This is a genomic window from Flavobacterium sp. LHD-85 (assembly GCF_030929595.1).
Lineage (GTDB): Bacteria > Bacteroidota > Bacteroidia > Flavobacteriales > Flavobacteriaceae > Flavobacterium.
In genome coordinates this window covers 27,639-52,475 of sequence record NZ_JAVFVR010000012.1, presented here as the reverse complement: position 1 = coordinate 52,475, position 24,837 = coordinate 27,639, and the positions used below count along the sequence as shown (strand labels likewise).

17 protein-coding genes are annotated in these 24,837 nt (G+C 32.8%); 13 read left to right on the top strand and 4 right to left on the bottom strand.

Annotation, left to right across the window (positions count from 1 at the left end; genetic code table 11):
• The first annotated feature begins 284 nt into the window (after positions 1-284).
• Together RB618_RS18630 and RB618_RS18625 are read left to right on the top strand one after the other, a co-directional pair.
• Positions 285-3,080, top strand: coding sequence for a P-loop NTPase fold protein (locus tag RB618_RS18630; RefSeq protein WP_308070141.1), 2,796 nt, complete (start codon positions 285-287; stop codon positions 3,078-3,080).
• A 329-nt stretch (positions 3,081-3,409) separates the two neighbouring features.
• On the top strand, positions 3,410-3,841 hold the full coding sequence (locus tag RB618_RS18625; protein WP_308070140.1) for a hypothetical protein: 432 nt from the start codon (positions 3,410-3,412) through the stop codon (positions 3,839-3,841).
• Between the two features lie 113 nt (positions 3,842-3,954).
• Here RB618_RS18625 and RB618_RS18620 read toward each other — a convergent pair whose 3' ends face one another.
• Positions 3,955-4,611 carry a hypothetical protein gene (locus RB618_RS18620; protein ID WP_308070139.1) on the bottom strand — a complete coding sequence of 219 codons (657 nt, stop codon included), beginning with the start codon at positions 4,609-4,611 and terminating at the stop codon, positions 3,955-3,957.
• 470 nt (positions 4,612-5,081) lie between these two features.
• Between RB618_RS18620 and RB618_RS18615 the strand changes: the two genes are divergently transcribed.
• The 3 genes from RB618_RS18615 to RB618_RS18605 all read left to right on the top strand — a co-directional run bounded on the left by RB618_RS18615 (position 5,082) and on the right by RB618_RS18605 (position 12,019).
• Positions 5,082-7,988 carry an FAD-linked oxidase C-terminal domain-containing protein gene (locus RB618_RS18615; RefSeq protein ID WP_308070138.1) on the top strand — a complete coding sequence of 969 codons (2,907 nt, stop codon included), beginning with the start codon at positions 5,082-5,084 and terminating at the stop codon, positions 7,986-7,988.
• Between the two features lie 479 nt (positions 7,989-8,467).
• The gene (locus tag RB618_RS18610) at positions 8,468-10,393 is read left to right on the top strand and encodes an amino acid permease (protein ID WP_308070137.1); all 1,926 of its coding nucleotides are present in this window, start codon (positions 8,468-8,470) and stop codon (positions 10,391-10,393) included.
• A gap of 531 nt (positions 10,394-10,924) precedes the next feature.
• Entirely contained in the window at positions 10,925-12,019 is a 1,095-nt protein-coding gene (locus RB618_RS18605; RefSeq protein WP_308070136.1) for a DUF695 domain-containing protein, read from the top strand.
• 115 nt (positions 12,020-12,134) lie between these two features.
• Here RB618_RS18605 and RB618_RS18600 read toward each other — a convergent pair whose 3' ends face one another.
• Complete coding sequence (locus tag RB618_RS18600; RefSeq protein ID WP_308070135.1) at positions 12,135-13,358, bottom strand: aminotransferase class I/II-fold pyridoxal phosphate-dependent enzyme; 1,224 nt, start codon at positions 13,356-13,358, stop codon at positions 12,135-12,137.
• Positions 13,359-13,784: 426 nt separating this feature from the next.
• Here RB618_RS18600 and RB618_RS18595 point away from each other — a divergent pair, with 426 nt between their 5' ends.
• From RB618_RS18595 to RB618_RS18575, 5 genes are all read left to right on the top strand, one after another.
• Positions 13,785-14,243: an Lrp/AsnC family transcriptional regulator gene (locus RB618_RS18595; protein ID WP_012024199.1), complete on the top strand. Its 459-nt coding sequence runs from the start codon at positions 13,785-13,787 to the stop codon at positions 14,241-14,243.
• 282 nt (positions 14,244-14,525) lie between these two features.
• Complete coding sequence (locus RB618_RS18590) at positions 14,526-14,771, top strand: hypothetical protein (RefSeq protein ID WP_308070134.1); 246 nt, start codon at positions 14,526-14,528, stop codon at positions 14,769-14,771.
• Positions 14,761-15,051 (top strand): type II toxin-antitoxin system RelE/ParE family toxin, encoded by a 291-nt coding sequence (locus RB618_RS18585; protein WP_308070133.1) that lies wholly within the window; start codon positions 14,761-14,763, stop codon positions 15,049-15,051. Before RB618_RS18590 ends, RB618_RS18585 begins: the two co-directional genes overlap by 11 nt.
• 392 nt (positions 15,052-15,443) lie before the next feature.
• Positions 15,444-16,847 carry a dihydrolipoyl dehydrogenase gene (lpdA, locus tag RB618_RS18580; protein ID WP_308070132.1) on the top strand — a complete coding sequence of 468 codons (1,404 nt, stop codon included), beginning with the start codon at positions 15,444-15,446 and terminating at the stop codon, positions 16,845-16,847.
• Between the two features lie 144 nt (positions 16,848-16,991).
• Positions 16,992-17,534, top strand: a complete 543-nt coding sequence (locus tag RB618_RS18575; protein WP_308070131.1) for a lipocalin family protein — start codon at positions 16,992-16,994, stop codon at positions 17,532-17,534.
• A gap of 60 nt (positions 17,535-17,594) precedes the next feature.
• On the opposite strand, the gene RB618_RS18570 is transcribed toward RB618_RS18575, so the two are convergent.
• Positions 17,595-17,969, bottom strand: a complete 375-nt coding sequence (locus RB618_RS18570) for a DoxX family membrane protein (RefSeq protein WP_111377787.1) — start codon at positions 17,967-17,969, stop codon at positions 17,595-17,597.
• 300 nt (positions 17,970-18,269) lie between these two features.
• Between RB618_RS18570 and RB618_RS18565 the strand changes: the two genes are divergently transcribed.
• The 3 genes from RB618_RS18565 to RB618_RS18555 all read left to right on the top strand — a co-directional run bounded on the left by RB618_RS18565 (position 18,270) and on the right by RB618_RS18555 (position 23,180).
• Positions 18,270-19,556, top strand: a complete 1,287-nt coding sequence (locus RB618_RS18565; protein WP_308070130.1) for an anthranilate synthase component I family protein — start codon at positions 18,270-18,272, stop codon at positions 19,554-19,556.
• Positions 19,557-19,785: 229 nt separating this feature from the next.
• The gene (tilS, locus tag RB618_RS18560; RefSeq protein ID WP_308070129.1) at positions 19,786-21,096 is read left to right on the top strand and encodes a tRNA lysidine(34) synthetase TilS; all 1,311 of its coding nucleotides are present in this window, start codon (positions 19,786-19,788) and stop codon (positions 21,094-21,096) included.
• A complete protein-coding gene (locus tag RB618_RS18555) occupies positions 21,096-23,180 on the top strand; it encodes a cytochrome c biogenesis protein CcdA (protein ID WP_308070128.1) in 2,085 nt (694 codons plus the stop codon). The genes tilS and RB618_RS18555 overlap by 1 nt, the downstream gene beginning before the upstream one ends.
• Positions 23,181-23,340: 160 nt before the next feature.
• Here RB618_RS18555 and RB618_RS18550 read toward each other — a convergent pair whose 3' ends face one another.
• Complete coding sequence (locus tag RB618_RS18550) at positions 23,341-24,657, bottom strand: ammonium transporter (protein ID WP_111377790.1); 1,317 nt, start codon at positions 24,655-24,657, stop codon at positions 23,341-23,343.
• Positions 24,658-24,837 lie beyond the last annotated feature (180 nt).

Sequence of the window (24,837 nt, the reverse complement as noted above, 5' to 3'; positions counted from 1 at the left end):
GAACGTAAGCATCTCTCTTCCTAAAAAAATATAAGTATAATACTTTTTAGAAATTGCTTCTCTTGTTTTGTGCACGAGCGGGACGCTCGCGCCAGCAATGGGAAAAGTTGAAGATTTTTTGTTTGTAGTAAAAAAACGGAGATATCTACATGATGATTTTAATTGATATTTTGATTTTAGTATATTAGAATAGTTTTCAAATAGTAAGTAAAATTCTAAAAAAATAGTGCAGATTTGCAATTCTAATCTTTTAATGATTGGAAATTTAACTTCAAAGACATCACATGAGGATAATATTAAAACTTAAAACGTTCTTAGAAAACAAAATATCATTTCTTTTTTTATTAATAATGAATCTATTTGGTAAAATCTTATTCTTTCTAAAAAGCAATTTTAAGTTCTTTTTTTCTTGGTTAGTTTTGTTTACAATAGTTTTGATTTTTCAAAATAAAGTTGCAACTTTTTTAGGAGAAAATTCTATTATAGAACATGTTGATGTTAAAAAACAAAGTTTCAAATTAGCATTTGTAATATTAGTACTGATATTCTTGATTCGTTTTTTTTGGTTTATAATAAAAAACTATAGAATTTCTCAAAAACAGAACTATTTTATCTTTTTATTTAGTTCGATTTACTTCTTTCTTAGGAATGATGAAAATGACTCTTTGTATTTTTCATATTTAAGTAGAAAACATGATTTATATTATTCTGATATAATATTACTAATTGCAATTCTATCAATTTTGTTATTAGTTAGAAATATATTTTTAAAAAATTGGAAATTATATGATGATATAGTTATTTGGTTTGATAAATTGATTGAAAAAGATGAATATAGAAATACCTCTTTTTTAATAGAAGATACCCCTTTAAATAAAACAGATATTAATGATAACGAAAAAGTAATTGATGAGGTTGTAAATGCAGTAATAAATTTAAAACCATCAAATTCATTTATAATTGGAATAAACTCAATATGGGGAATTGGTAAAACAAGTTTTTTGAAACGACTTGAATATAAACTTACAATTCATAAGATAGAGAATGAAGGTAAACCAATTACTTTTTGGTTTAATGCATGGCAACATCAGGATGAAAAATCAATAATTAACAACTTTTTTAATCAATTGAAGAAAGAGCTATCAATCTTCTCTGGAAATTCAAAAAATTCTATTGATAATTATTTAATTGAAATGTTTGCTTTAGTAGACAATAAATATTTAAATTTCTTCAAATCAATAACAAATAATATCTTTTCTGAAGGTGATACAATAAAAGATTCCTACGATGAAATAAATAATATTATTGAAGAAATAAATAGAAGGATAATTGTATTTGTTGATGATATAGATCGATTGAATAAAACTGAAATTTTAGAAACATTAAGAATTTTAAGAAATATTGCAGATTTTAAAAACATAATATTTGTTTGTGGCTTTGATAGGGAATATGTCGTGAAGCAATCTCAAATAGATAATCATTATTTAGATAAAATTTTCAATTTAGAAATTAATTTAACTACACAAAACGAGAGAGGATTTATCTCTTTTCTTAATGAATTAATTAATGAACATTTTGGTAACATTAGCAATGAGGAAAAAACGTTGTTGATCGAATCTATTAATAAAATATTTTATGATCATAAAATTGAAGAAATTGATTTAGAGAAAATTATAAATTTATCATCAAATAAAAATGAAGAAGTAAAAAATACGATAGGAGAACAACTAGTTGCAATACCTTTAAGTCCTTCTTTTTTCTTTGAATCAAGGAGAGATGTTAAAAAGTTTTATAATGAATTATATATAAATATTCAGACTCTTAAGAGTATTTCAGATATTGATCTCGAACAATATGTTTTATTGAAATTATTGTTGTTCAAATATAAATGGATGCATAAGAACTTTGCATCTAAAAGAATATATTCTTGGCTTGGGAATACTCCTGTTTTAAAATTTGAGGATTTGAATTTAAATAAACTTCTACAATATGAAGGATTGGAATATCAAGATAAATTTATAATTTTTTCTACTTTAGTTAAGTTGTTTCCTGCAAACGGACTACATAACAATTCTCAAAAAATTAATCAGAAAAGATATTTTCCTATTTATTTTAGTAACAATGTGTTTAATGAATGTCTCTCTTACACCCAGTTATTAAATGCACTTAAAGACAATGAAGTTGAAGAGTTAATTAATAATATTATAAAAGATAGAGATAACGAAAAGTTGATAAAATATGATATTAAAACATTCTTATTAAAAGAAGAGAATATTTTCAGTACAATAGAATTCATGCAAGTGGTAGACTTAATTAAAAAAGGATATTTTGATTTGCTTGATGAATTAGAAATAAATAATTTTTTATATATAGGGTTTTTAAATTCTAAAGAAGATTATGTAAAAAATTTAGATTCAATTTTTACAAATTTTCACGATTCTTTTGGACTCTATTTGATTAATTTACATGAATATTATATAAAGATTCCTTCTACTTACGTAGATAGAAAAGATATAGAAAAATTTGAAATGTTAGATTTAGATAATGTTAAGAAGATTTCGTTAAGAATTTTTAGTAAAGAAATAGAAAATAAAGAAAATGACGTAGATAAGATACTTTCATTTCATAAAAACTTTTATGAAGTATACTTTACTGAGTTTAAGCGTGGCTTTTTTTACGAAGATTTTAAGATCATTCTTAAAAAAATCATTACAGATAATTTTGAAGCTATTTTCTTTAGATTCGATTCAGAGAAAACTTTTATGGATTTAGATGTCAACTTATTATATTCACTTTTCGAAGATGTAAAAGATAGAAATAAATTTATTGAAATATTAAATTATGAAATATCTGGAACATCATATAATGAGGCTGAAAGAGGAATTGCACATACTTATGAAGACAATGGATTTGATAATTTTATTGAATATTATGAAAAAATGATTACTTCCGTAAGTACCGAAAATTTAGATGCCTATAAAGATTTTCTAGATTGGTTGCATACATATAAAGATGGTCTTTATGTAAGAAAACCTAAGAAGGAAGAGGTTGAGAAATTTAAGAATAAAACCTCGACTTAAAAATCGAGGTTTTTTCATTTAAAAATCTCACACCACCTCCAAATAAGGATTCAAAGTCTCAGCCACTTCATTGAGCTACTAAAAGCTGTCTCTTAATTTGGTGATTTCGCTTTGAAATGTTTTATATTCGCTTAAAACACATAAAGCGAGAGTAAGATTTCCAGTCGGTTTGTCATTTCGACCGAAGGGAGAAATCGCACTCGTAACCACAAAGATTGTCGATTATGTTTGCGGAATTTCTAGTGTGATTTCTCCCTTCGGTCGAAATGACAAGATTGGGGAATCTCTTTGGGAAATAACATTTTTAGATTTAGATTTGACTACAAATTATGATCGAAAAAATCTTAACCGACTACATCACATTTATCAGAAGCTTTGAAGCTTTATTAAAAGATAAATACAAACAAGAAATAAATCCATGTTCATTTTCTAGTGACTTTTTTGAAAGAAAAGGAACAATTAATGGAATTGAATATTGGTTTCACGGAAGTGGTTGTACAGCTAAGAAAGACGGAGTTATTTATGAATATGATATCACAATAAACGAAATTAATTTTTCGCAATGGAAATTCTCAGAGTTTATTAGAACTCATCCAGAATATCAGAAACTAAATTATAGCGAAGATTATATCGAGTATGAACTTTATAAACTTATAAATAAAGGAATTTTAGAATGGTTGATTTTCGAAAGAATTGAAGGAAAAGCTTTTGGATGTGTTTTTAAATGTTATAGAGTTGTTCAGGAATCGTTTTTTCTTTAATAAACATTCTTATGAAACCAAGTGCCCTAGCCCTGATGGAAGCGGCATCCTTTTGTGGTGGGGTTCACCACAAAAGATATAGCGGACAGCAGGAATAGCTTCTGAAAAATATCTTATTTGATTGGCCAGCCAAATTTTAAAATATGTTGTATAAAGTCTTCAGCTTCTTTGTTGGTTTCGATTACATAATCATACAAAGAAAAATCAACACTGGGTTCTTTTGTAACGGTTGCAAATTTGATGTTTTCATTTGAAAATTCGATTGCTAATTTATGTTCGAAATTTTCTGGAAAACAATCAATTTCATAAATCTGAAATTCGTTGAAGGCTTCGTAAAAGGTTATTTGTGAGCCAAATATATTTTTTAAGTAATCCTTGAAGTTTTCTACATTTATTTCTCCTGTATTAGAACGATCTTTTGATGCATTTTCTTGTTTTTTGTCAAATACAAAATCAGAGAAAAGTAATGCCGATAAGATAATATTTAGACACCAGACAGAACAGATAAATGAAAATCCATAATAATAAAGGTCATAGTCTTTTTTTATATAGGTTATGCTAAAACCTGCGATGAAAATTAAAATGGTTATAAAACTTATGCTAGCAGTAGGTTTTAGATTAAAGCATAGTCTTAAAGTGATTAGCTGAATGGATAGATAGATAAGTAAAACTGCAAGAAAAGCAAAGACCTCAATTCCGAAACTGAATATGAGCAATGCGAAATAAAAGAGACAAAATGCTAATCCTATGAAAAAGAATATAATAGTCATAGCTAGAAAATTGCGAATGAATTTTCTATAAAAACAACAATGAAAAATGCCTAAAAAAACGCAATAAATTACATATGAATTAATAAATGACCTATTTGTTATTTTGTTCTCAAGATAAGAGGTTCCAAAAAATAAGAGCAGGTTTAGTAGAATTCCAAACAAAATAAAAAAAGAAATTCTTTTGAATAATTTGTCTGTTTGAATGTCGAAAAAATGATCTCCCATTTAGATGTTTTTGAATTTGAAGATAATATTACGAATAAAATAAATAAGTAAAAAAAACTTTGACATTCTAAATCTTTGAATATCTATTTCGACACAAATCCGCGCTATCGTTACTAGTGTCAATTGAATGTAAATCGAAAATTCCAACTCCAAAAACAATGACAAAAAAACCTTAGAACCTTAGCATCTTAGAACCACAGAACCTAAAAAAAATAAGTATTTTTGTGAAATCATATTCAGAAAAAATGTTACTACTTAAGGATTTAGAGCAATTAGCCAGCGAACTCGAAGGCACACTTTTATACGATGATCTTCATAAAACACTTTATTCGACAGATGCATCGGTGTATCGGATTCGGCCAAATGCGGTGGCTTTGCCTAAATCTACGGCGGATATTAGCAAGTTAATTCGCTTTGCAGCAGAATATAATATTTCTATTACGCCAAGAACGGCTGGAACTTCACTTGCAGGGCAAGCCGTTGGCGACGGACTTGTAGTTGATGTTTCGAAGCATTTTACCAAAATATTAGGTTATAACGCAGAGAAAAAAACGGTTACAGTTCAGCCAGGAGTAATTCGCGATGAATTGAATTTATTTTTAAAACCTCACGGCGTATTTTTTGCTCCAATTACATCAACTTCAAACCGCGCCATGATTGGCGGAATGGTGGGAAATAACTCCTCCGGAACCACTTCGATTCGTTATGGTGTTACGCGCGATAAAATTGCTGAGGTAAAAGCGATTTTGAGTGACGGAACTGAAGTGGCTTTTGGCGAATTGACATCAGCAGAATTTATAGAGAAAACCAAAGGCGATTCTTTAGAAAATAAAATCTACAAAAGCGTTTACGACGAACTTTCGGTAAAAGAAAATCAGGAAGAAATTATAAAGGAATTTCCAAAACCAGAAATTCACAGACGAAATACAGGTTACGCGGTTGATATTTTGCTAAAATCTGAATTATTTGGCGGAACTGAACCAACTATAAATCTTGGAAAACTGCTTTGCGGAAGCGAAGGAACCTTAGCTTTTACAACCGAAATCACTTTAAAAGTCGATGATTTACCACCACCTCACAGTATTATGGTGGTAGCGCATTATCACACGATTCAGGAATCGTTAGAATCTGTTGTCGTGGCGATGAAACATCATTTGTATACGTGCGAAATGATTGACGATACGATTTTGGATTGTACGAAAACGAATCGTGAACATATTAAAAACCGTTTCTTTTTGGTTGGGGAACCAAAAGCGATTATGCTTTTTGAAGTGGCTTCACATAATCTTGAAGATGCCGAAAATCAAGCAAACGCTTTAATTGCCGATTTAGAGAAACACAATTTTGGATATGCTAGCGTTAAGTTATTTGGAGCTGATATTGATAAAGCCAACGAACTTAGAAAAGCTGGTCTCGGACTTTTAGGAAGTATTGTAGGCGACGACAAAGCAGCAGATTCTATTGAAGATACAGCGGTAGAATTAAGCGATTTGCCAGCGTATATTGCAGAGTTTTCGGCAATGATGTTACGTCACGGACAAGAGGCGATTTATTATGCGCATGCGGGTGCAGGAGAACTGCATTTACGTCCGGTTTTGAATTTGAAGAAAACGGAAGATCTAAAATTATTTAGAACCATTGCGACCGAAGTAGCGCATTTGGTAAAAAAATATAGAGGTTCGCTAAGTGGTGAACACGGAGACGGAATTGTGCGCGGAGAGTTTATTCCGTTTATGATTGGTGATAAAAATTACGAGTTGCTGAAAAGAATCAAATTAGCATTTGATCCGAATTCGGTTTTAAATATCGGGAAGATTGTCAATGCCTTGAAAATGGACGAGAATCATCGTGTAGTTTCAGGAAGAGTTGAACCAGATATTAAAACGTTTCAAGATTTTTCAGATAGTTTGGGAATTTTGCGTGCAGCTGAAAAATGCAACGGTTCAGGCGATTGCCGAAAAATGCCATCGGCAGGCGGAGCGATGTGTCCAAGTTATCGTGCTACTAGAAACGAGAAAGAAACAACTCGTGCGAGAGCGAATGCTTTACGAGAATATTTAACGTATTCTGAAAAAGAGAATAAATTTGACCAGAAAGAATTATACGAAGTTTTTGAGTTGTGCGTAAGCTGTAAAGCGTGCGCAAGCGAATGTCCGAGTAATGTTGACGTTGCAACTCTTAAAGCAGAATTTTTATACCAATATCAAAAAGCAAACGGATTTTCGACTAGAAATAAGATTTTTGCCAACAACGCCAAATTGAATAAAATGGGAAGCAAATTCCCTGCGATTACGAATTTTATTTCGAATCAGTCTTTGGTGAAAAAAACAATGGGAATTGCGCCAGAAAGACAAGTTCCCTTATTAGCGAAAAAGACTTTTAGAAAATGGTATCAAAATCATAAACCTGCAACATCAGATTTTCCAAACGGAAGATTGTATTTGTTTGTCGATGAATTCACGAATTATTATGATGTAAATATCGGAATCGATGCTTTTGAATTATTGACGAAATTAGGCTATCAGGTTTTGGTTGTGGATCATGAAGAAAGTGGAAGAACCTATCTTTCAAAAGGATTTTTGGAAGAAGCGAAGAAAATTGCCAATCATAATGTCAGTGTTTTTAAAGATTTGGTTTTAGGAAATGCACCTTTAATAGGAATTGAACCTTCGGCGATTTTGACTTTTAGAGATGAATATCTTCGTTTGGCCGATGATAAAGAAGCTGCGGAGAAATTATCCAGAAATGCTTTTACAATTGAAGAATTCTTCAAAAAAGAAATCATAGACGGAAAAATAACTTCAGATTCATTTTCGGAAGAAACTAAAGAAATTAAAATCCACGGACATTGTCATCAGAAATCTTTAAGCTCTGTTGAAGCGACTTTTGCAATGCTAAATCTTCCTAAAAATAATACAGTTACGATTTACAATTCTGGCTGTTGCGGAATGGCGGGGTCTTTTGGTTATGAAAAAGAACATTATCAAGTGAGTATGCAAATGGGGGAGGATACGCTTTTCCCAAAAGTGCGAAACACGGCTGAAAACGTAAAAATCGCCGCCGCAGGAACGAGCTGTCGCCATCAAATTTATGACGGAACAAAACGCGAGGCGCAACACCCAGTTAGTATTTTGAGAAACTGTTTGCGTTGAGAAACGGCACGCTGATGAAACGGATTCACTTCGTGAAAACGCGGATTAATACTGATTTTTTATTTTAAGTTTGGCCAAAGATTATTAAGATTGGAATGATTTTATTTCACGCAGATTTTACAGATTTAAGCAGATGTGTAAAGATTATTTTTAAGAGAAATCTAATTAGATCTGCTCTAATCTGTAAAATCTGCATGAAATAAATATTTTAAAGAATCTGGGCTAATCTTTTATCCCGATAGCTATCAGGAGTGGCAAAAAAAATAATTCGAGAAAATTCGTGAATTGCGTCGCCAGTTCGTTATCGCTCGAGTCGTGGCGGAAAAAAAACTTTGCGACTTAGTGTCTTCGTGGCAGAAAAAAAACACCTGTAAAAACAAAATCGTTTTATATATTTGAAATCAAGATAATTTTTGCATTATTTGCAAAATAAAACAAAAAGAACTGAATTAAATTAATTTATAACAGCAAAACATTATATGGCATTTTCAAGTTTATTCCGAAAGAAAACAGTACAGGATATTCTGAAGCAGGTTGCACAGAACGAAACAGATGGTCATAATGCCTTGGGAAAACATTTGACAACTAGGGATTTAACGGCTTTTGGAATAGCGGCTATTGTTGGAGCGGGAATTTTTAGTACCATCGGAAAAGCCAGTGCAGATGGTGGTCCAGCTGTAATTTTCTTATTCTTGTTTACAGCTTTGGCGTGTAGTTTTGCTGCTTTTGCTTACGCTGAATTTGCTTCTATGGTTCCAGTTTCTGGAAGTGCTTACACGTATTCGTATGTAGCTTTTGGAGAATTAATTGCCTGGATAATTGGTTGGGCTTTAATCATGGAATATGCCGTTGGAAATATAACTGTAGCCATATCGTGGAGTGACTATTTTACGGGACTTCTCCAGAGTGGCGGAATTCATTTGCCGCAATGGATTCAGATGGATTACTTAACTGCTTCAAACGGATTTAAAGATGCTGAGGCCTTAATGAGAGGCGGAAAATCATTCGAAAACTTAAGTGTTGCTTTACAACAAGCGCATACGGCTTGGACAACAGCACCAACAATAGGATCTTTCCATTTTGTGACCGATATACCTGCTTTATTCATTATTATTTTGATTACGGCTTTGGTTTACAGAGGAATGAAAGAATCTCGAAACGCAAGTAATTTAATGGTTGTTGTAAAACTTTGCGTGGTTCTTTTAGTAATTGCAGTTGGTGTTTTCTATGTAGACACAGCCAATTGGGATCCGTTTGCGCCAAATGGTGTTAGCGGGGTTTTAAAAGGAGTTTCTGCCGTTTTCTTTGCTTACATTGGTTTTGATGCGATTTCGACAACTGCCGAAGAGTGTAAAAATCCACAAAGAGATTTACCACGTGGAATGATGTGGGCGATTATTATTTGTACAATTCTTTATATTGCTATCGCCTTGGTTTTAACGGGAATGGTAAAATATCACGAATTAAATGTTGGAGATCCTCTTGCATTTGTATTCGATAAATTAGACTTAAAATGGATGTCAGGAATTATTGCCGTTAGTGCAGTAGTGGCAATGGCGAGCGTTTTATTGGTTTTCCAAATGGGACAGCCTCGTATCTGGATGAGTATGAGCCGTGACGGTTTACTTCCAAAGAAATTTTCTACGGTTCACCCAAAATTTAAAACACCATCTTTCGCTACAATCGTAACAGGATTTGTAGTAGCAATTCCAGCGTTATTCTTAAACCTTACAATGGTAACCGATTTATGCAGTATCGGAACTTTATTTGCCTTTGTATTAGTTTGTGCAGGAGTTTTAGTTTTACAAAATAAACCTGAAATTCCGAGAGGAAAATTCAAAACGCCTTATATCAATTCAAAATTCATTATGCCAATATTAATGATTGCGGGCTTGTATTATGCTTTTGCTTTCAACAATAAAGCGACAATGGCGTTTATTAATAATGATCCACAGATTTACGATGCAACTTCAATTGTTACTTCTTTAGATAAATCAGAATCAGAACAGGTTTTTAAATACCTAGAAAGTATCGAAGTAAACAATAAAACTGCCGAAACCTCAGATTTAGAACATTTATTAGGACAATATCAAGAAGACGAAGTAAAATATGCTGAGGTAGTAAAAGGTCTTCCAATTGCAGATTCTGCGAAATATGAATCAGGATTTAGTTTATTCAAACACAAAATCCCAATGTGGATCTTCTTATTCGTTTTAGTTGGATTAGCGGTTTGGGCATTCAGAAAAAATCTATCGTTAATTCCGCTTTTAGGATTAATTTGCTGTCTGTATATGATGGCCGAATTAAGTGTTTGGAACTGGATTTATTTCACCATCTGGTTAATTATTGGATTGTTGATTTACTTTACATACAGTAGAAAAAACAGTAAGCTGAATACTATTTAGAGTTTTTTTTAAAGACTTAGACATTTATTTCTACACTTAATATTAAAATCATTTGAAAAATATCTCGAATAAAAAACTATTCTCAATATTTGTCGTCCTGTTAATATTAGATATAATTGGATTGATTTTCCAAACACAAAAAACTGGAGCTTATAATTTAAATGGTAGTTATAGTGAAGCTAATAGTGTTGGATTAATTGTAAGTGTTTTGTTCGGAATTGTAATTTCTTTTCCTTTACTTTTTGCTTTTATAGCTGCTGTAATTGCACTTTTTATGAATAAAGTGCTTTCATACAAAAAAAGATTTATTAGAATATTCTTGTTTATTTTAGTTATTTTCTATGCACTCTTTTTGGTTCGAATTTTGTTAAATTTTATTTGAGAAAAGTTGAAAATTATATATAAAAGCCGTTCTGAGTACTTCAGAACGGCTTTTTGCATTCTTGATATTTTATAGAAATATTCCTATGTTTTAAAAGCGCTTTTCCTTAAGTTTGTTTCTAGTGAAATTTTAAATTTAATTAGTAATACATGAGTTTTCTAGATAAAATATTGGGCAAAAAAGAAGCTCCAATACAATCTTATAATGATTTCTGGAATTGGTTTTCAGCAAATGAAAAAGCGTTTATTAAAACTGTTCAAAGCGGAGAAAATATACACCAAGATTTTTTTGATAAACTTGCCCCAAAACTGGATGAAGTGCACGAAGGAATTTATTTCCTTACGGGAATGTTTGACGATCAGACAGCCGAATTAGTTTTAACGCCAGACGGGGCAATTAGAAATATTTATGCAATTGAAGAATTAGTTGCTAATGCTCCTAAAATTGACGGTTGGAAATTTACAGCCCTAAAGCCGGCTTCAGATATCAACAATATAGGTATTACTTATCAGGATTTTGAGTTCAGTAAAGAAAATCTGAAATTTTATCCTCGCATTCATGAAAGTTATCCTGACGAAATAGATCTGGTAATTGTTTATGATCATTTTGTTGAAGAGAAAAAATCTAATATAGCCAACGGAGTCTATATTTTTCTGGATAATTATTTAGGCGAATTGCATTCTGTAACTTTAATTGATAATTTGGTTGTTACAGGTCCAGAAAATGTTTCTGAAGAATTAATTCCGATAGAAAAATTAAAGGACTATTTAATTTGGAGAGAAAAAGAGTTTGTTGAGAAATACGAAGGAACCAGACATAATACAGAGAATGACAGTTATGCCAATTTTGAAGGTAAAAAGCAAGATGGTTCAATCGTTTTGGCTCTAATTAATACCACAATTATTGAGTGGGATCAAAAAGCATCTCATCCTTGGGTTTTTATACTAGGAATTCCTTTTGATGATTGCGATAATGGTGGATTACCTGATGAGAAAACATACAAGCTGTTAGAGGAAATTGAGGAAGAAATTATCTATAGTCTTCCAGATTCTGAAGGTTATTTAAATATCGGAAGAGAAACAGCCAACAATAAAAGAGAAATCTTTTTTACTTGCAAAGACTTTCGAAAACCTGCCAAAATTGCTGACGAGTTAATTAAAAAATACAGCGGTGTTTTTGAAATAAGCTACGAACTCTATAAAGATAAATACTGGCAGTCATTTAGACATTTCGAGCCAAGATAAATTGCAAAAAGCCGTTCTGGATTATTCAGAACGGCTTTTTAACTTCCAAAAAAAATCCGCTTTGAGAAAGATCTCCAGCGGATTCAAAACAATCTAAAAAAAATGTGCAAATTTATTAATAGAGTAATGTTTCCTTTTTTAAGATTCCAAGCTCTTTCATACAAGCTTTCATCATTTCGTAAGTACGTTGAATGTCGTTGTCCAAACCAATAGAAAAACGAATCAAACCATCTGTTAATCCCATTTCTTTTTGTTCTTCTAACGGAATCTCACTTGAAGTTGAAGTTCCAGGCGCGCTGAATAATGTTTTATAAAAACCTAAACTTACTGCCAGATATCCAAGATTTCGTTCTTGCATTAACTCCATTAATTCATTGGCTTTTTCCAGAGAACCTACGTCAATTGTCAGCATTCCGCCAAAACCATATTCCGGATTAATCATCGTTTTATACAATTCATGACTCGGGTGGCTTTTTAATCCCGGATAAACCGTTTTTAAGCCGTCTTTTTCAAATTGATCAGCTAAGTAATGCGCATTATGGCTGTGCTGTTTGATTCTGATATGAAGTGTGCGAAGGTTTTTCATCACACTTGCCGAACGCAAGCTGTCCATTGTTGGTCCTAAAAGCATGCTCGCACCTGAATTTACATTCTTCAATGAATTAATAAATTCCTTAGAAGCGCAAGTCACACCTCCAACCGTATCACTGCTTCCGTTAATATATTTTGTCAAACTATGAATCACAATATCAGCACCCAATTTTGCAGGAGAAACAGATAATGGAGAAAAAGTATTATCGACAACCAATTTTAAATTGTGCTTTTTGGCAATTTCAGCCAAGCCAGCAATATTGGCAACTTCCAAAAGAGGATTACTAACCGTTTCGCAATACAGAACTTTAGTTTTAGGAGTAATCGCAGCTTCAACAACATTCAATTTTGTAATATCAACAAAGCTTGTTTCAATTCCGAATCTTGGTGTAAAGTTTTTCAAGAAAGCATAAGTTCCACCATAAATAGTTCGGCTCGAAACGATATGATCGCCGGCACCGCACAATTGCAATAGAGTAGGCGTGATCGCTCCCATTCCCGAAGCCGAAACATTTGCAGTTTCCGTTCCTTCCATAGCTGCCAAAGCCTGATCCAGATATAAATTACTTGGCGATGAATGGCGCGAATATAAATAACAGCCTTCCATGTTGCCTTCAAAAGTATCAAACATGGTTTTAGCTGAAAGAAAAGTATAAGTCGAAGAATCAGAAATCGACGGATTCACACCGCCAAATTCACCAAAATATTGCAAATCCTGAATTTTATCTGCTGGGTTGAAGTTTTTCATTATAGTTAGTTTCAAGTTTTTATTTGTTCCAAGTTGCTAAAATTGCAATTGTCATCCTGAGCGAAGTCGAAGGATAAGGAGCTATTTCCTGCTTTCCGTTTCAAGTCCTCATAAAAAATGCAAAGTTTCTAATGTTCTAAAAAGAGCTTCCGTTGGTCGCTTTTTTAGAACAAGAAACTTATGCCTTTTTTACTCCGGGCTTTCCACTTCAATCAGGGCTAGGACACTCGTTTTCAAAAGAAATTCTATCCAAAATAAGGTTTAATAAGAAAAATAATCAACTATAAAATATAAAATTAGATTTTAAAACTATTAAAATGTATTTGTTGTGATTTTTAATCTAAATTTGATTTAAAAAACACAGTTGAATAGATTTTCTTTCTTTTTAATAACCATCAACAATCAACCAAAAACAATCAACTAAAAATGACTTTAGACGCTACAGATAAAAAACTGCTGGTTTTACTTCAAACCGATAGTAAAAAAACAACCAAAGAATTATCCTTAAAACTTGATCTTTCGGTTACAGCAGTTTACGAACGAATTAAAAAGTTAGAACGCGAAGGCATAATAAAAAACTATGTAGCCTTAGTCGATAAATCTAAAATTGAAAAAGGATTTGTGGTTTTTTGCCATTTAAAACTGATTCAACACACAAAAGAATTTCTAACCAAATTTGAAAGCGAAGTCATAAAACTCAATGAAGTTCTAGAATGTCATCACGTAAGTGGCGATTATGATTATATTCTGAAAGTTTTGGTAAAAGATATGGAAGCGTATAGAGAGTTTTTAGTCACAAAATTGACTTCACTACAGCATATTGGAAGCACCCAAAGTATGTTTATGATTAGTGAAGTGAAGAATTCTACGGTGATTTCTTTCTAAGATGCGAAGGTTTTAAGGTTCTGAGATTCTAAGTTTTTTTTTTAATATCGCAAAGCAAAGACGCGGAGTCGCAAAGTTTTAATTGAATTGCCTCCAGTTTTAGCTGGAGGAATTAGGTTTTAGTCGCAAATGGGCTTTAGCCAAATCTTTGTCAGTTTGGCTAAAGGTTTTTCTGTAGAGACGCACTGCAGTGTGTCTAACATTACGTTAAATACATAAACGGAAAACATTAACAAAATTCAAAGCTAAAAAAACTTAAATTTGAGTTTAAATACAAACAAAATGGAAACGAAAGAATTAAGACGTAAGCTTATAAAAGATTTTGGCAAATTCATTGACGATGATTCTAAATTAGAAATTTTAGAAAGTGTTTTTGATGCCATCAAGCAGGACGAAAAAGGGTCAATCGTTCCAGATTCGCATTACAATAAAGTCGCTGAAGAAAGAGAAAAATATTTGTCAGGAGAAATTGAGGTAAGTACTTGGGAAGAAGCTGAACAACGACTGAATGCTAAATATGGTTTTTAAAATCAAAATTTTACCATTAGCGGAAAAAGAAATTGATGAATCTATTGAATTCTACGAAAGTAGAAACAAAGGTTTAGGAAAGCAATTTCTAACTTATTTAAAATCTTATCTTAAGGTTTTGAAGACAAATCCAGAATTATATGAAATTAAAAAACAGCCAGGTTATAGAGAAATGACTTTGGTTAAATTTCCTTTTGTTATCATTTATGAGATTATTGGCTCTGAAATAATTATTTACTCTGTATTTCATACTTCGAGAAATCCTGATAGAAAACCTTAAGGAAGCTGCTTAGGTTCTAAGTTTTTTAATCTCGCAAAGACGCGGAGTCGCAAAGTATTTAATTGAATTGCCTCCAGCTTTAGCTGGAGGTATTAGATGAAATTAAAAGGAGGCTTTAGCCAAATCTACTACAGTTTGGCTAAAGCCCTTTTAGTGTTGACAATATTTACCATCCAGCTAAAGCTGGACGCTATTCATTCAATATTGTTTGTAAAAAAAAACTTTGCGACTCTGCGTCTTTGCGAGATCAAAAAACAAAAAAACTTTGTGTCTTAGAGCCTTCGTGGCAGAAAACCTTCCTCCAAAATTTCACACAAAAAACATTGAAAATTAAACCTCAAACAGAACTTTATTGCTTAATTTTGTAACCGCTAAAATAAAAACAAAATACTATGAGTTCATTTGACGTAGTCATTATAGGTTCAGGTCCTGGAGGATATGTATCAGCAATTCGTTGCGCACAATTAGGTTTCAAAACTGCAATTGTAGAAAAATATAATTCATTAGGCGGAACTTGCCTTAACGTAGGTTGTATTCCTTCAAAAGCATTATTATCTTCTTCTCATCATTATTCAGAAATCGCTCATTTTGCAGATCACGGAATTGAAGTTTCTGGAGATGTAAAAATCAATTTAGAGAAAATGATCGCGCGCAAACAAGCTGTTGTAGATCAAACTGTAGGTGGAATTAACTACCTAATGGATAAAAATAAAATTACTGTTTTCAATGGTTTAGGTTCTTTCGTAGACGCAACTCACATTGCTGTTGCAAAAGCTGACGGAACTTCTGAAACTATCGAAGCAAAATATACTGTAATTGCTACAGGATCAAAACCATCTTCTTTACCATTCATCAAAATTGATAAAGAAAGAATCATCACTTCTACTGAAGCTTTGGCTTTAAAAGAAGTTCCAAAACACTTAGTAATTATTGGTGGTGGAGTTATCGGAATCGAGCTTGGACAAGTTTACCTTCGTTTAGGAGCTCAGGTTTCTGTAGTGGAATTCATGGACAGAATTATTCCAGGAATGGATGGTTCTCTTTCTAAAGAATTGACTAAAGTATTGAAAAAACAAGGAATGAAATTCTATGTTTCTCACAAAGTAAAATCAGTTGAAAGAAACGGTGACGCTGTTGTAGTTCAGGCTGAAAATGCAAAAGGAGAAACAATCACTCTTGAAGGAGATTATTCATTAGTTTCTGTTGGGCGTCGTCCTTACACAGACGGATTAAATGCTGACAAAGCTGGAGTAAAAATTTCAGATAGAGGACAGGTTGAAGTAAACGATCATTTGCAAACTAGTACTCCAAATATCTATGCAATTGGTGACGTTGTTCGTGGAGCAATGTTAGCGCACAAAGCGGAAGAAGAAGGAGTAATGGTTGCTGAAATCTTAGCTGGGCAAAAACCACATATCGATTATAATTTAATTCCTGGTGTAGTATACACTTGGCCAGAAGTTGCTGCAGTTGGTCAAACTGAAGAGCAATTGAAAGCTGCTGGAGTAAAATACAAATCTGGAAGTTTCCCATTCAAAGCGTTAGGACGTGCAAGAGCAAGTGCTGACTTAGACGGATTCGTAAAAATCTTAGCTGATGAGAAAACAGATGAGGTTTTAGGAGTTCACATGATTGGTGCTCGTACAGCAGATTTAATTGCTGAAGCAGTTACTGCAATGGAATTCAAAGCTTCTGCTGAAGATATTTCAAGAATGAGCCATGCGCATCCAACTTTCGCGGAAGCGGTAAAAGAAGCGGCATTAGCAGCGACAGAAAATAGAGCTTTACACGTATAATTTTTACGTTAAATCATATATACAAACCGTCAGAGCGATCTGACGGTTTTTTTATGCTTTGTATAATATAATAATCAAAAATAATTTTGTAAATTAGATGTGTATTTCAGGTGCTATCTTTATGATAATTAAAAAGATAGGATTATGAAAACGAAATATGTAGTACCGGTTTTGATCGGAGCAGGAATTGGACTCGCATTATATTCTTGCGGAGGCGGAATTCCCAAAAATGCAAAAGCTGTAACAAACTTTGACAGCGCAAAATATCTCGGAAAATGGTATGAAATTGCCAGATTAGATTACAAATGGGAAAGAGATCTGAACAATGTAACTGCCGAGTATTCTTTAAATGAAGATAAAACAATAAAAGTCAATAATAAGGGCTATAATGTCAAAAAAGACAAATGGGAACAAAGTGTCGGGAAAGCTAGATTTGTCAAAAAAGACAATATTGGTATGCTGAAAGTCTCATTTTTTGGTCCTTTTTATTCTGGTTACAATGTCGTTGCAATCGATCCTGATTACAAATACGCACTTGTGGCTGGAGAAAGCGTAAAATATATGTGGATACTTTCTAGAGAAAAAACAATTCCAGAAAGTGTAAAAGCAGATTTTCTTATCAAAGCTCAGGAAATTGGATATAAAGTAACCGATTTGGTTTGGGTAAAACACGATAAGGCAAATTAAAAATAAAAAGTCCGTCAGATATAATATTGACGGACTTTTTTATTTCGATTTGAAAAATGCTTATGCAGTAAAAACACTTTTATAGTTATCCCAGTATCTGTAAATCAAGAATAGGTTTCCTAGAAAAAGAAGAGCTGCAATTGGCAGACCATCTGGAGTAAGGAAATAATTGATGAACAAAATATTTACCGTAATCGGTAAGATCAAAATGTTTGCTAAAGTTACATAACGCCCAGATACAAATGCAATACCACACAATAACTCGATAGATTTTGCCATTGGCATTAAATACGTCGAAGCCATTAAACCTACATTAAATGCTTTAAAATTTCCTGTAGTTTCAGGCTCAGGCATTAGGTGGAAAAAATAACTGATAGAGGCGAACAGTAGCAAAAGGCCAATTAAAACGCGGACAATAATTGTGGCAATTTTCATAATACTTAGGATTTTTTAAGGTTAAAAAAATTAATTAAGTTATTGGAAGAAATGCAATCTAAAAGCCTAAAAAAGAATCATAAATTAATTTTTTTTGAGGTTCTTTTTTAAGGATTCTATAATCAAATCAATACTGTTTTTAGATTAATCTAATTGTATATCAAATATAACGAATTTTTTCTTATAAAATGAATGTCTTTTTAACAGTTTTGCGATGTAATTCAAATCATTTTGATTATTTTTTTGTTTTCTTCTAATGAAATAATTTTGTCGTAATTTTGACCTTTAAAATTACCATTTTTGAGAGTTTCCATCCGTAAAAATATTGCCAATCCTAAACTGTTTAAAGAACAGCTTTTAAGTTGGGCGCAGCAATTTCGCGAAGTCGTTTTTCTAGACAGTAATTCTTATCCGCAGCAGTATTCAAGTTTTGACTGCATATTGGCAGTAGATGCTTTTACCTCTTTAAAAACAGACTATTACAATGCTTTTGAAGATTTAAAACAATATCAGCAAAACACAAAAGACTGGCTTTTTGGATATCTTTCTTATGATTTAAAGAACGATATCGAGAACCTTCAATCCAATAATTTTGATGGTTTAAATTTTCCCGATTTGTTTTTCTTTCAGCCTAAAAAAGTTTTTATACTAAAAGGAAATGAACTCGAAATTCAGTATTTAATGCTTTGCGATGATGAGCTTCAAGAAGACTATGAAGAAATCGTAAAAGTTCAAACTGAAACATTTGTCACACTGAGCGGAGTCGAAGTGCAGCAGCGCATTTCGAAAGAATTATATGTTGAAAAAGTGAATCAAATGCTTCATCATATTCATATTGGTGATATGTACGAAGCGAATTTCTGTATGGAATTTTATGCTGAAAATGCCGTTATAAACCCGTTAGAAAAATTTCAGAAACTGAATGAAATTTCGCAAGCGCCTTTTTCGGTTTTCTTTAAAAATTACAAACACTATCTGCTTTCTGCTTCACCAGAACGCTATTTGAAAAAAGTAGGAGATAAGATTATTTCGCAGCCAATCAAAGGAACTTCTAAGCGTTTTACAGATCCGATTGAAGATGAAAAATCAAAAAATATTTTAGCCTCTGATGCCAAAGAACGCGCTGAAAATATCATGATAACCGATTTAGTTCGAAATGATTTATCGCATACATCGCAAAAAGGCTCGGTTGAGGTTGAAGAACTTTGCGGAATTTATTCGTTTCTCCAAGTGCATCAGATGATTTCGACGATCACTTCAAAATTAGATCCTAAATATTCGGCAGTAGATGTTTTGAAAACAACATTTCCAATGGGGAGCATGACTGGCGCACCAAAAATTTCAGTTATGGAAATCGTCGAAAAAATAGAAGAAACCAAAAGAGGTTTATATAGTGGTGCGGTTGGTTATTTTACTCCAGAAGGCAATTTTGATTTCAATGTCGTAATCAGAAGCATTTTATATAATCAGGAAAATAAATATGTTTCTTTTTCAGTTGGAAGTGCCATAACATCACTTTCAATTCCAGAAAAAGAATACGAAGAATGTTTATTGAAGGCAAAAGCAATGCATGAAGTTTTGCAGTAAAAAATGTTGCCACGAATTGCACGAATTTGCACGAATTTTTTTCCTCAATTCGATAGAAAAAATATAGCCACAGATTAAAGGGATTAAAATGATTAAAAAATCTGTGAGAATCTTTTTAATCTGTGGCAAAAAAATAATTCGTGGAAATTCGTGTAATTCGTGGCAGAAAAAAACAACGCTTAACATTTCGTTTAAAAATAGATCAAATTTAATTTTTTACTTTTATCAGATGTTTTCAAAATTTCAAAATCATATCGTTTCAAGATTTCCCTTTTTAGCCGAAAAAAAACTTTTCCTGGCTGTAAGTGGTGGATTAGACAGTATGGTTTTGCTGCATATAATGAATCAATTGCCTTATGAAATTGCGGTTTTGCATTGCAATTTCCAACTTCGCGGACTAGAAAGTTTTGGAGATCAGGAATTTATTCAGAACTATTGCGATCAGAATAATATCCCGATTTTTACCACTCATTTTGATACAGAAGCTTTTGCTAAAGATTATAAACTCTCTACGCAAGTTGCGGCGAGAGAATTGCGTTACAGTTGGTTCTATGAATTGTTGGAAGAAGAAAACTTCGATTATATTCTAACTGCACATCATGCCGATGATAATCTGGAAACTTTTATCATCAACTTAACTCGCGGAACAGGTCTAGAAGGCTTAACCGGAATTCCTGAGCAAAACGATAAAATTATTCGTCCGTTGCTTCCTTTTTCAAGAGAAGAAATTTTGAAATATGCAGAAGAAAATAAGATAGAATGGAGAGAAGACAGCAGCAATGCTTCGACAAAATATCTCAGAAATAAGATTCGTCATAATTTGGTTCCTGTTTTAAAAGAAATCAACCCGAATTTCTTAGATGTTTTTCAGAAAACGCAATCTTTTCTTCACGAGTCAAAAGAAATGGTTGAAGATGCATCGATTATGGTGTATCAGCAGGTGGCAAAAGAAGAAGGAGATGATATTCATTTCGATTTAAATAAGCTAAAAAAACTGCCAAATTATAAATCTTATTTGTATCAATGGCTGAAAGAATTTGGTTTTTCTGCCTGGAATGATATTTATGATTTGATAGAAAGCCAATCTGGAAAACAAGTTCTTTCAGAGGAATTTAGATTGCTGAAAAATAGAGAAACACTCATTTTAAGTCCGTTTTTTGAAACATCAGAAAAAGACGAATATGAAATTACTGAAAACGATACAGAAGTTAATTTTCCCTTAAAAATGAGTCTTTGTAACGTAGGTCACACAACATTCGGTTCAAATAAAGTTATATTTGTCGATTCTGATAAAATCCGCTATCCTTTGATTTTGCGTAAATGGAAAGAAGGCGATGTTTTTCAGCCTTTTGGAATGCATGGAAAATCGAAAAAAGTAAGCAAACTTTTTAAAGATGAAAAACTATCCTTGATCGAAAAGGAAAAAACTTGGATTTTATGCTCAGGCGATCAAATAGTCTGGGTAGTCGGAATGAGACAGGACGAACGTTTTAAAATAGAAAAGCCCACAAATAAAATACTAAAAATAGAATTACAATAATGAACTTTACTCAAGCCCATCAGTCGATATCTTCGAAAAGTATCTGGAATAAAATAACTGCTTTTTTACTCTTTTTCTTTTTTGCATTAGCAAGTAACGCTCAAATATTAGAACCAGTAAAATGGACTTCTAAAATAGAAAAAAAAGGAGATAAAGTTATTCTAATTTTTGATGGAACGATCGAAAAAGACTGGCATATGTATTCTCAGTTTACGCCAGATGGCGGTCCGCTTGCTTTGGAAATTTCGTTTAAAAACCAAAAAGGAAATTACGAGTTGGTTGGAAAAGCAAAAGAAGGTAAAACAAGAACAGCTTTTAACGATGTTTTTGGTGTAGATGAAACTTTCTTTGAAGGTAAAGCGCATATTGAACAAGAAATAAAAATCATTAACCCAAACTTAAAAACGGTTGATGTAGATTTTGATTTTCAGGTTTGTAAAGAAGTTTGCATCAATTCGAGCAAGAAATTCTCGATTGCTGTTCCTTCAACTTTTAAAATGGATGAAGTTCCAGTTGTAGCAGAGGCAAAATTGGACGAAACAAAAGTTGCTGGTTTGGCGGTTGATACCGTTAAAAAGGAAGAAGCTGTACAGCAAAAAGTAGAGAAAACAGCAGAAACGGCTAAAGAAGAAATCCCGGCGCCAGCTCCTGCAAGAAGTTTGTGGTCAATCTTTTTTATTGCCTTTTTATCAGGATTTGCAGCGTTGTTGACTCCTTGCGTTTTCCCAATGATTCCGATGACGGTAAGTTTCTTTACCAAACAAAGTAAAAGTCGTGCAAAAGGAATTCGAAATGCCATTATTTACGGATTTTCAATCATTGCAATTTATGTGATTTTAGGTCTTATTGTAACTAAGATATTTGGTGCAGATGCGTTAAATGCTTTATCTACAGATGTTTGGTTTAACTTAATTTTCTTTGTTATTCTAATCATTTTTGCTACTTCATTTTTGGGTGCTTTCGAAATCATGCTGCCAAATTCATGGGCCAATAAAGCAGATCAGCAGGCAGATAAAGGCGGTTTAATCGGAATATTGTTCATGGCTTTAGCCTTAGCAATTGTGTCGTTCTCTTGTACAGGGCCAATTGTTGGAACCTTATTGGTTGAAGCAGCTTCAAATGGAGGAATTGCTCCAATTGTTGGAATGTTAGGATTCTCTTTAGCATTAGCGCTTCCGTTTATGTTATTTGCAATGTTCCCAGGATGGTTAAACTCTTTGCCAAAATCTGGAGGATGGCTAAATACGGTGAAAGTAGTTTTAGGATTTTTAGAATTGGCTTTGGCTTTCAAATTCTTGTCAAATGCAGATTTAGTTTTGCAATTGCATTTCTTAGAAAGAGAAGTATTTATCGCTATTTGGATTGCTATTTTCGGAGCTTTGACTTTATATTTATTCGGAAAAATTACATTGCCTCACGATAGTCCGACAAATCATATTTCTGTTGGAAGATTGTATTTGGGATTATTGACATTTGTGTTTACAATGTATTTAATTCCTGGGCTTTGGGGAGCTCCTTTAAAATTAATCAGTGCATTTCCGCCGCCTCCGCAGTATAGCGAAAGTCCGTTTGGAGTAGGAGGAGGTTCAGGAAACGGAGCGGTTTCTGCAGAATCTATAAAAGGTATGCCAGAAGGTGCTGAATTAGGGCCACACGGAATTATGGTTTTCCATGATTACGAAGATGGATTAGCTTATGCAAAAGAAATCAATAAGCCAATTATGCTTGATTTTACTGGTTATGCTTGCGTGAACTGTAGAAAAATGGAAAACAATGTTTGGTCGGATCCTTCAGTTTTGCCAATTCTTAAAAATGATGTGGTTTTGATTTCGCTTTACGTTGATGATAAACGCGAATTACCTAAAGAAGAGCAGTTTACAACTGAAGCAGGAGATAAAATCATTACAGTTGGAGATAAATGGACCGATTTTATGATTTCTAAATATAAAACAAACACGCAGCCTTTGTATGTAATTACAGATTTAGAAGGGAATAATTTGAACAGCACAAAACCAACAATCAGTTACGTGAGTACGGAAGAATATCTGCATTGGCTGAAAGAAGGAATTTCGAATTTTAAATAAGAGAATAGAAGAAAGATTGTAGAAGCAAGATAAGAAAATCTAAAATCTACATTCTAAAATCTAAAATATAAAGGGGATTTAATTCAAAGCAAAAAGCACTCTAAGTCAAATTTAGAGTGCTTTTTTATTTATCAAGTAATGTGAGAAAGGGAATTTATTCTTATAAGAATTCTCCGTGTTGAGAGATGTCTAATCCTAATTCTTCTTTTTCTTCTGTAACTCTTAGCGGAGTAATTTTGTTTACGATGAAGAATAAAGCGTAAGAAGCAACAAAAGCAAAGATTGAAACCACAACAAGAGCAGTCAATTGGTTGATGAATAAAGTTGGAGTTCCGAAGATTAAACCTTGATTATCTCCAACCGCAGGGTTGATTGCTTTTGAAGCGAAAACACCAGTTAAAAGCATACCTACCATACCACCAACACCGTGACAAGCAAATACATCAAGAGCATCATCGATTTTTCCTTTAGGGAATTTGCTCACTACAATGTTACTTACAATTGCAGAGAATAAACCAATAAAGATGGCGTGAGGAATACTTACGAAACCAGCAGCAGGCGTAATAGCAACAAGACCTACAACAGCTCCGATACAAGCTCCAAGAGCAGATAATTTGTGTCCTAATATTTTATCAAGGAAAACCCAAGCCATTGCAGCAGCTGCCGCAGCAACAGTAGTTGTTCCTAAAGCTTGAGTAGCAAGACCATTTGCTCCTAATGCAGATCCAGCATTGAAACCAAACCATCCGAACCAAAGTAAACCAGTTCCTAATAATACATAAGTAATTCTAGCAGGATTCACTTTTTGAACTTTTCTTTTTCCTAAGAAGATAGCTCCAGCCAATGCCGCCCATCCAGCGCTCATGTGAACTACAGTTCCTCCAGCAAAATCAAGAACTCCCATTTTAAAGAAATATCCATCAGGATGCCAAGTCATGTGGCATAATGGAGCATATATAAGGATTATGAATAAAACCATGAATAACAAATAAGCCCAGAAACGAATACGTTCTGCAAAAGCACCTGTAATTAAAGCAGGTGTAATGATGGCAAATTTTGCTTGAAATAATGCGAATAACATAAAAGGAATCGTTGGGGCAAGGCTCCAAGCAGTGCTAGTTCCAACACCTTCAAAGAATAAATTAGAAGAAGGATTTCCAATGATTCCTCCAATTGTAGGACCAAAAGCCAATCCAAAAGCAACAACAACCCATAAAATTGTAACGATTACCATTGCCATAAAACTTTGAAGCATAGTACTAATTACGTTCTTCTTACCTACCATACCTCCGTAGAAAAATCCTAGTCCTGGTGTCATTAACAATACAAAAGCAGTTGCAACGATCATCCAGGCAGTATCTCCCGTATCAAACTTTACCGCTTCTGCAGGAATTGGGTTGTCTGCAATGATAAAGTTCGAAATAAAGGTTAGGACCAAAATCGTGATAAGAATCACACTTAAAATAATTTTTCGCATAGTTATTTAGTTTTAAATTTTTTATAAAAGTATAAAATGATTTAATACCCCATAAAAAAATAGGGTTTGATGTTTAATTTTTGTTAAATTTAAAATTTAACCCCTATGATTTTGCATGAATTTCTTAAAACAAACTTAAAATTTACAATTTGGCAACATTTTTTTTTCACTTAATGTCAT

Coding starts and splice junctions, on each gene's coding strand:
- RB618_RS18625 (WP_308070140.1), top strand. CDS start 3,410: ATGATCGAAAAAATCTTAACCGACTACATCACATTTATCAGAAGCTTT.
- RB618_RS18595 (WP_012024199.1), top strand. CDS start 13,785: ATGACTTTAGACGCTACAGATAAAAAACTGCTGGTTTTACTTCAAACC.
- RB618_RS18605 (WP_308070136.1), top strand. CDS start 10,925: ATGAGTTTTCTAGATAAAATATTGGGCAAAAAAGAAGCTCCAATACAA.
- RB618_RS18575 (WP_308070131.1), top strand. CDS start 16,992: ATGAAAACGAAATATGTAGTACCGGTTTTGATCGGAGCAGGAATTGGA.
- RB618_RS18600 (WP_308070135.1), bottom strand. CDS start 13,358: ATGAAAAACTTCAACCCAGCAGATAAAATTCAGGATTTGCAATATTTT.
- RB618_RS18555 (WP_308070128.1), top strand. CDS start 21,096: ATGAACTTTACTCAAGCCCATCAGTCGATATCTTCGAAAAGTATCTGG.
- RB618_RS18620 (WP_308070139.1), bottom strand. CDS start 4,611: ATGACTATTATATTCTTTTTCATAGGATTAGCATTTTGTCTCTTTTAT.
- RB618_RS18590 (WP_308070134.1), top strand. CDS start 14,526: ATGGAAACGAAAGAATTAAGACGTAAGCTTATAAAAGATTTTGGCAAA.
- RB618_RS18610 (WP_308070137.1), top strand. CDS start 8,468: ATGGCATTTTCAAGTTTATTCCGAAAGAAAACAGTACAGGATATTCTG.
- RB618_RS18630 (WP_308070141.1), top strand. CDS start 285: ATGAGGATAATATTAAAACTTAAAACGTTCTTAGAAAACAAAATATCA.
- RB618_RS18615 (WP_308070138.1), top strand. CDS start 5,082: ATGTTACTACTTAAGGATTTAGAGCAATTAGCCAGCGAACTCGAAGGC.
- RB618_RS18585 (WP_308070133.1), top strand. CDS start 14,761: ATGGTTTTTAAAATCAAAATTTTACCATTAGCGGAAAAAGAAATTGAT.
- RB618_RS18550 (WP_111377790.1), bottom strand. CDS start 24,657: ATGCGAAAAATTATTTTAAGTGTGATTCTTATCACGATTTTGGTCCTA.
- lpdA (WP_308070132.1), top strand. CDS start 15,444: ATGAGTTCATTTGACGTAGTCATTATAGGTTCAGGTCCTGGAGGATAT.
- tilS (WP_308070129.1), top strand. CDS start 19,786: ATGTTTTCAAAATTTCAAAATCATATCGTTTCAAGATTTCCCTTTTTA.
- RB618_RS18570 (WP_111377787.1), bottom strand. CDS start 17,969: ATGAAAATTGCCACAATTATTGTCCGCGTTTTAATTGGCCTTTTGCTA.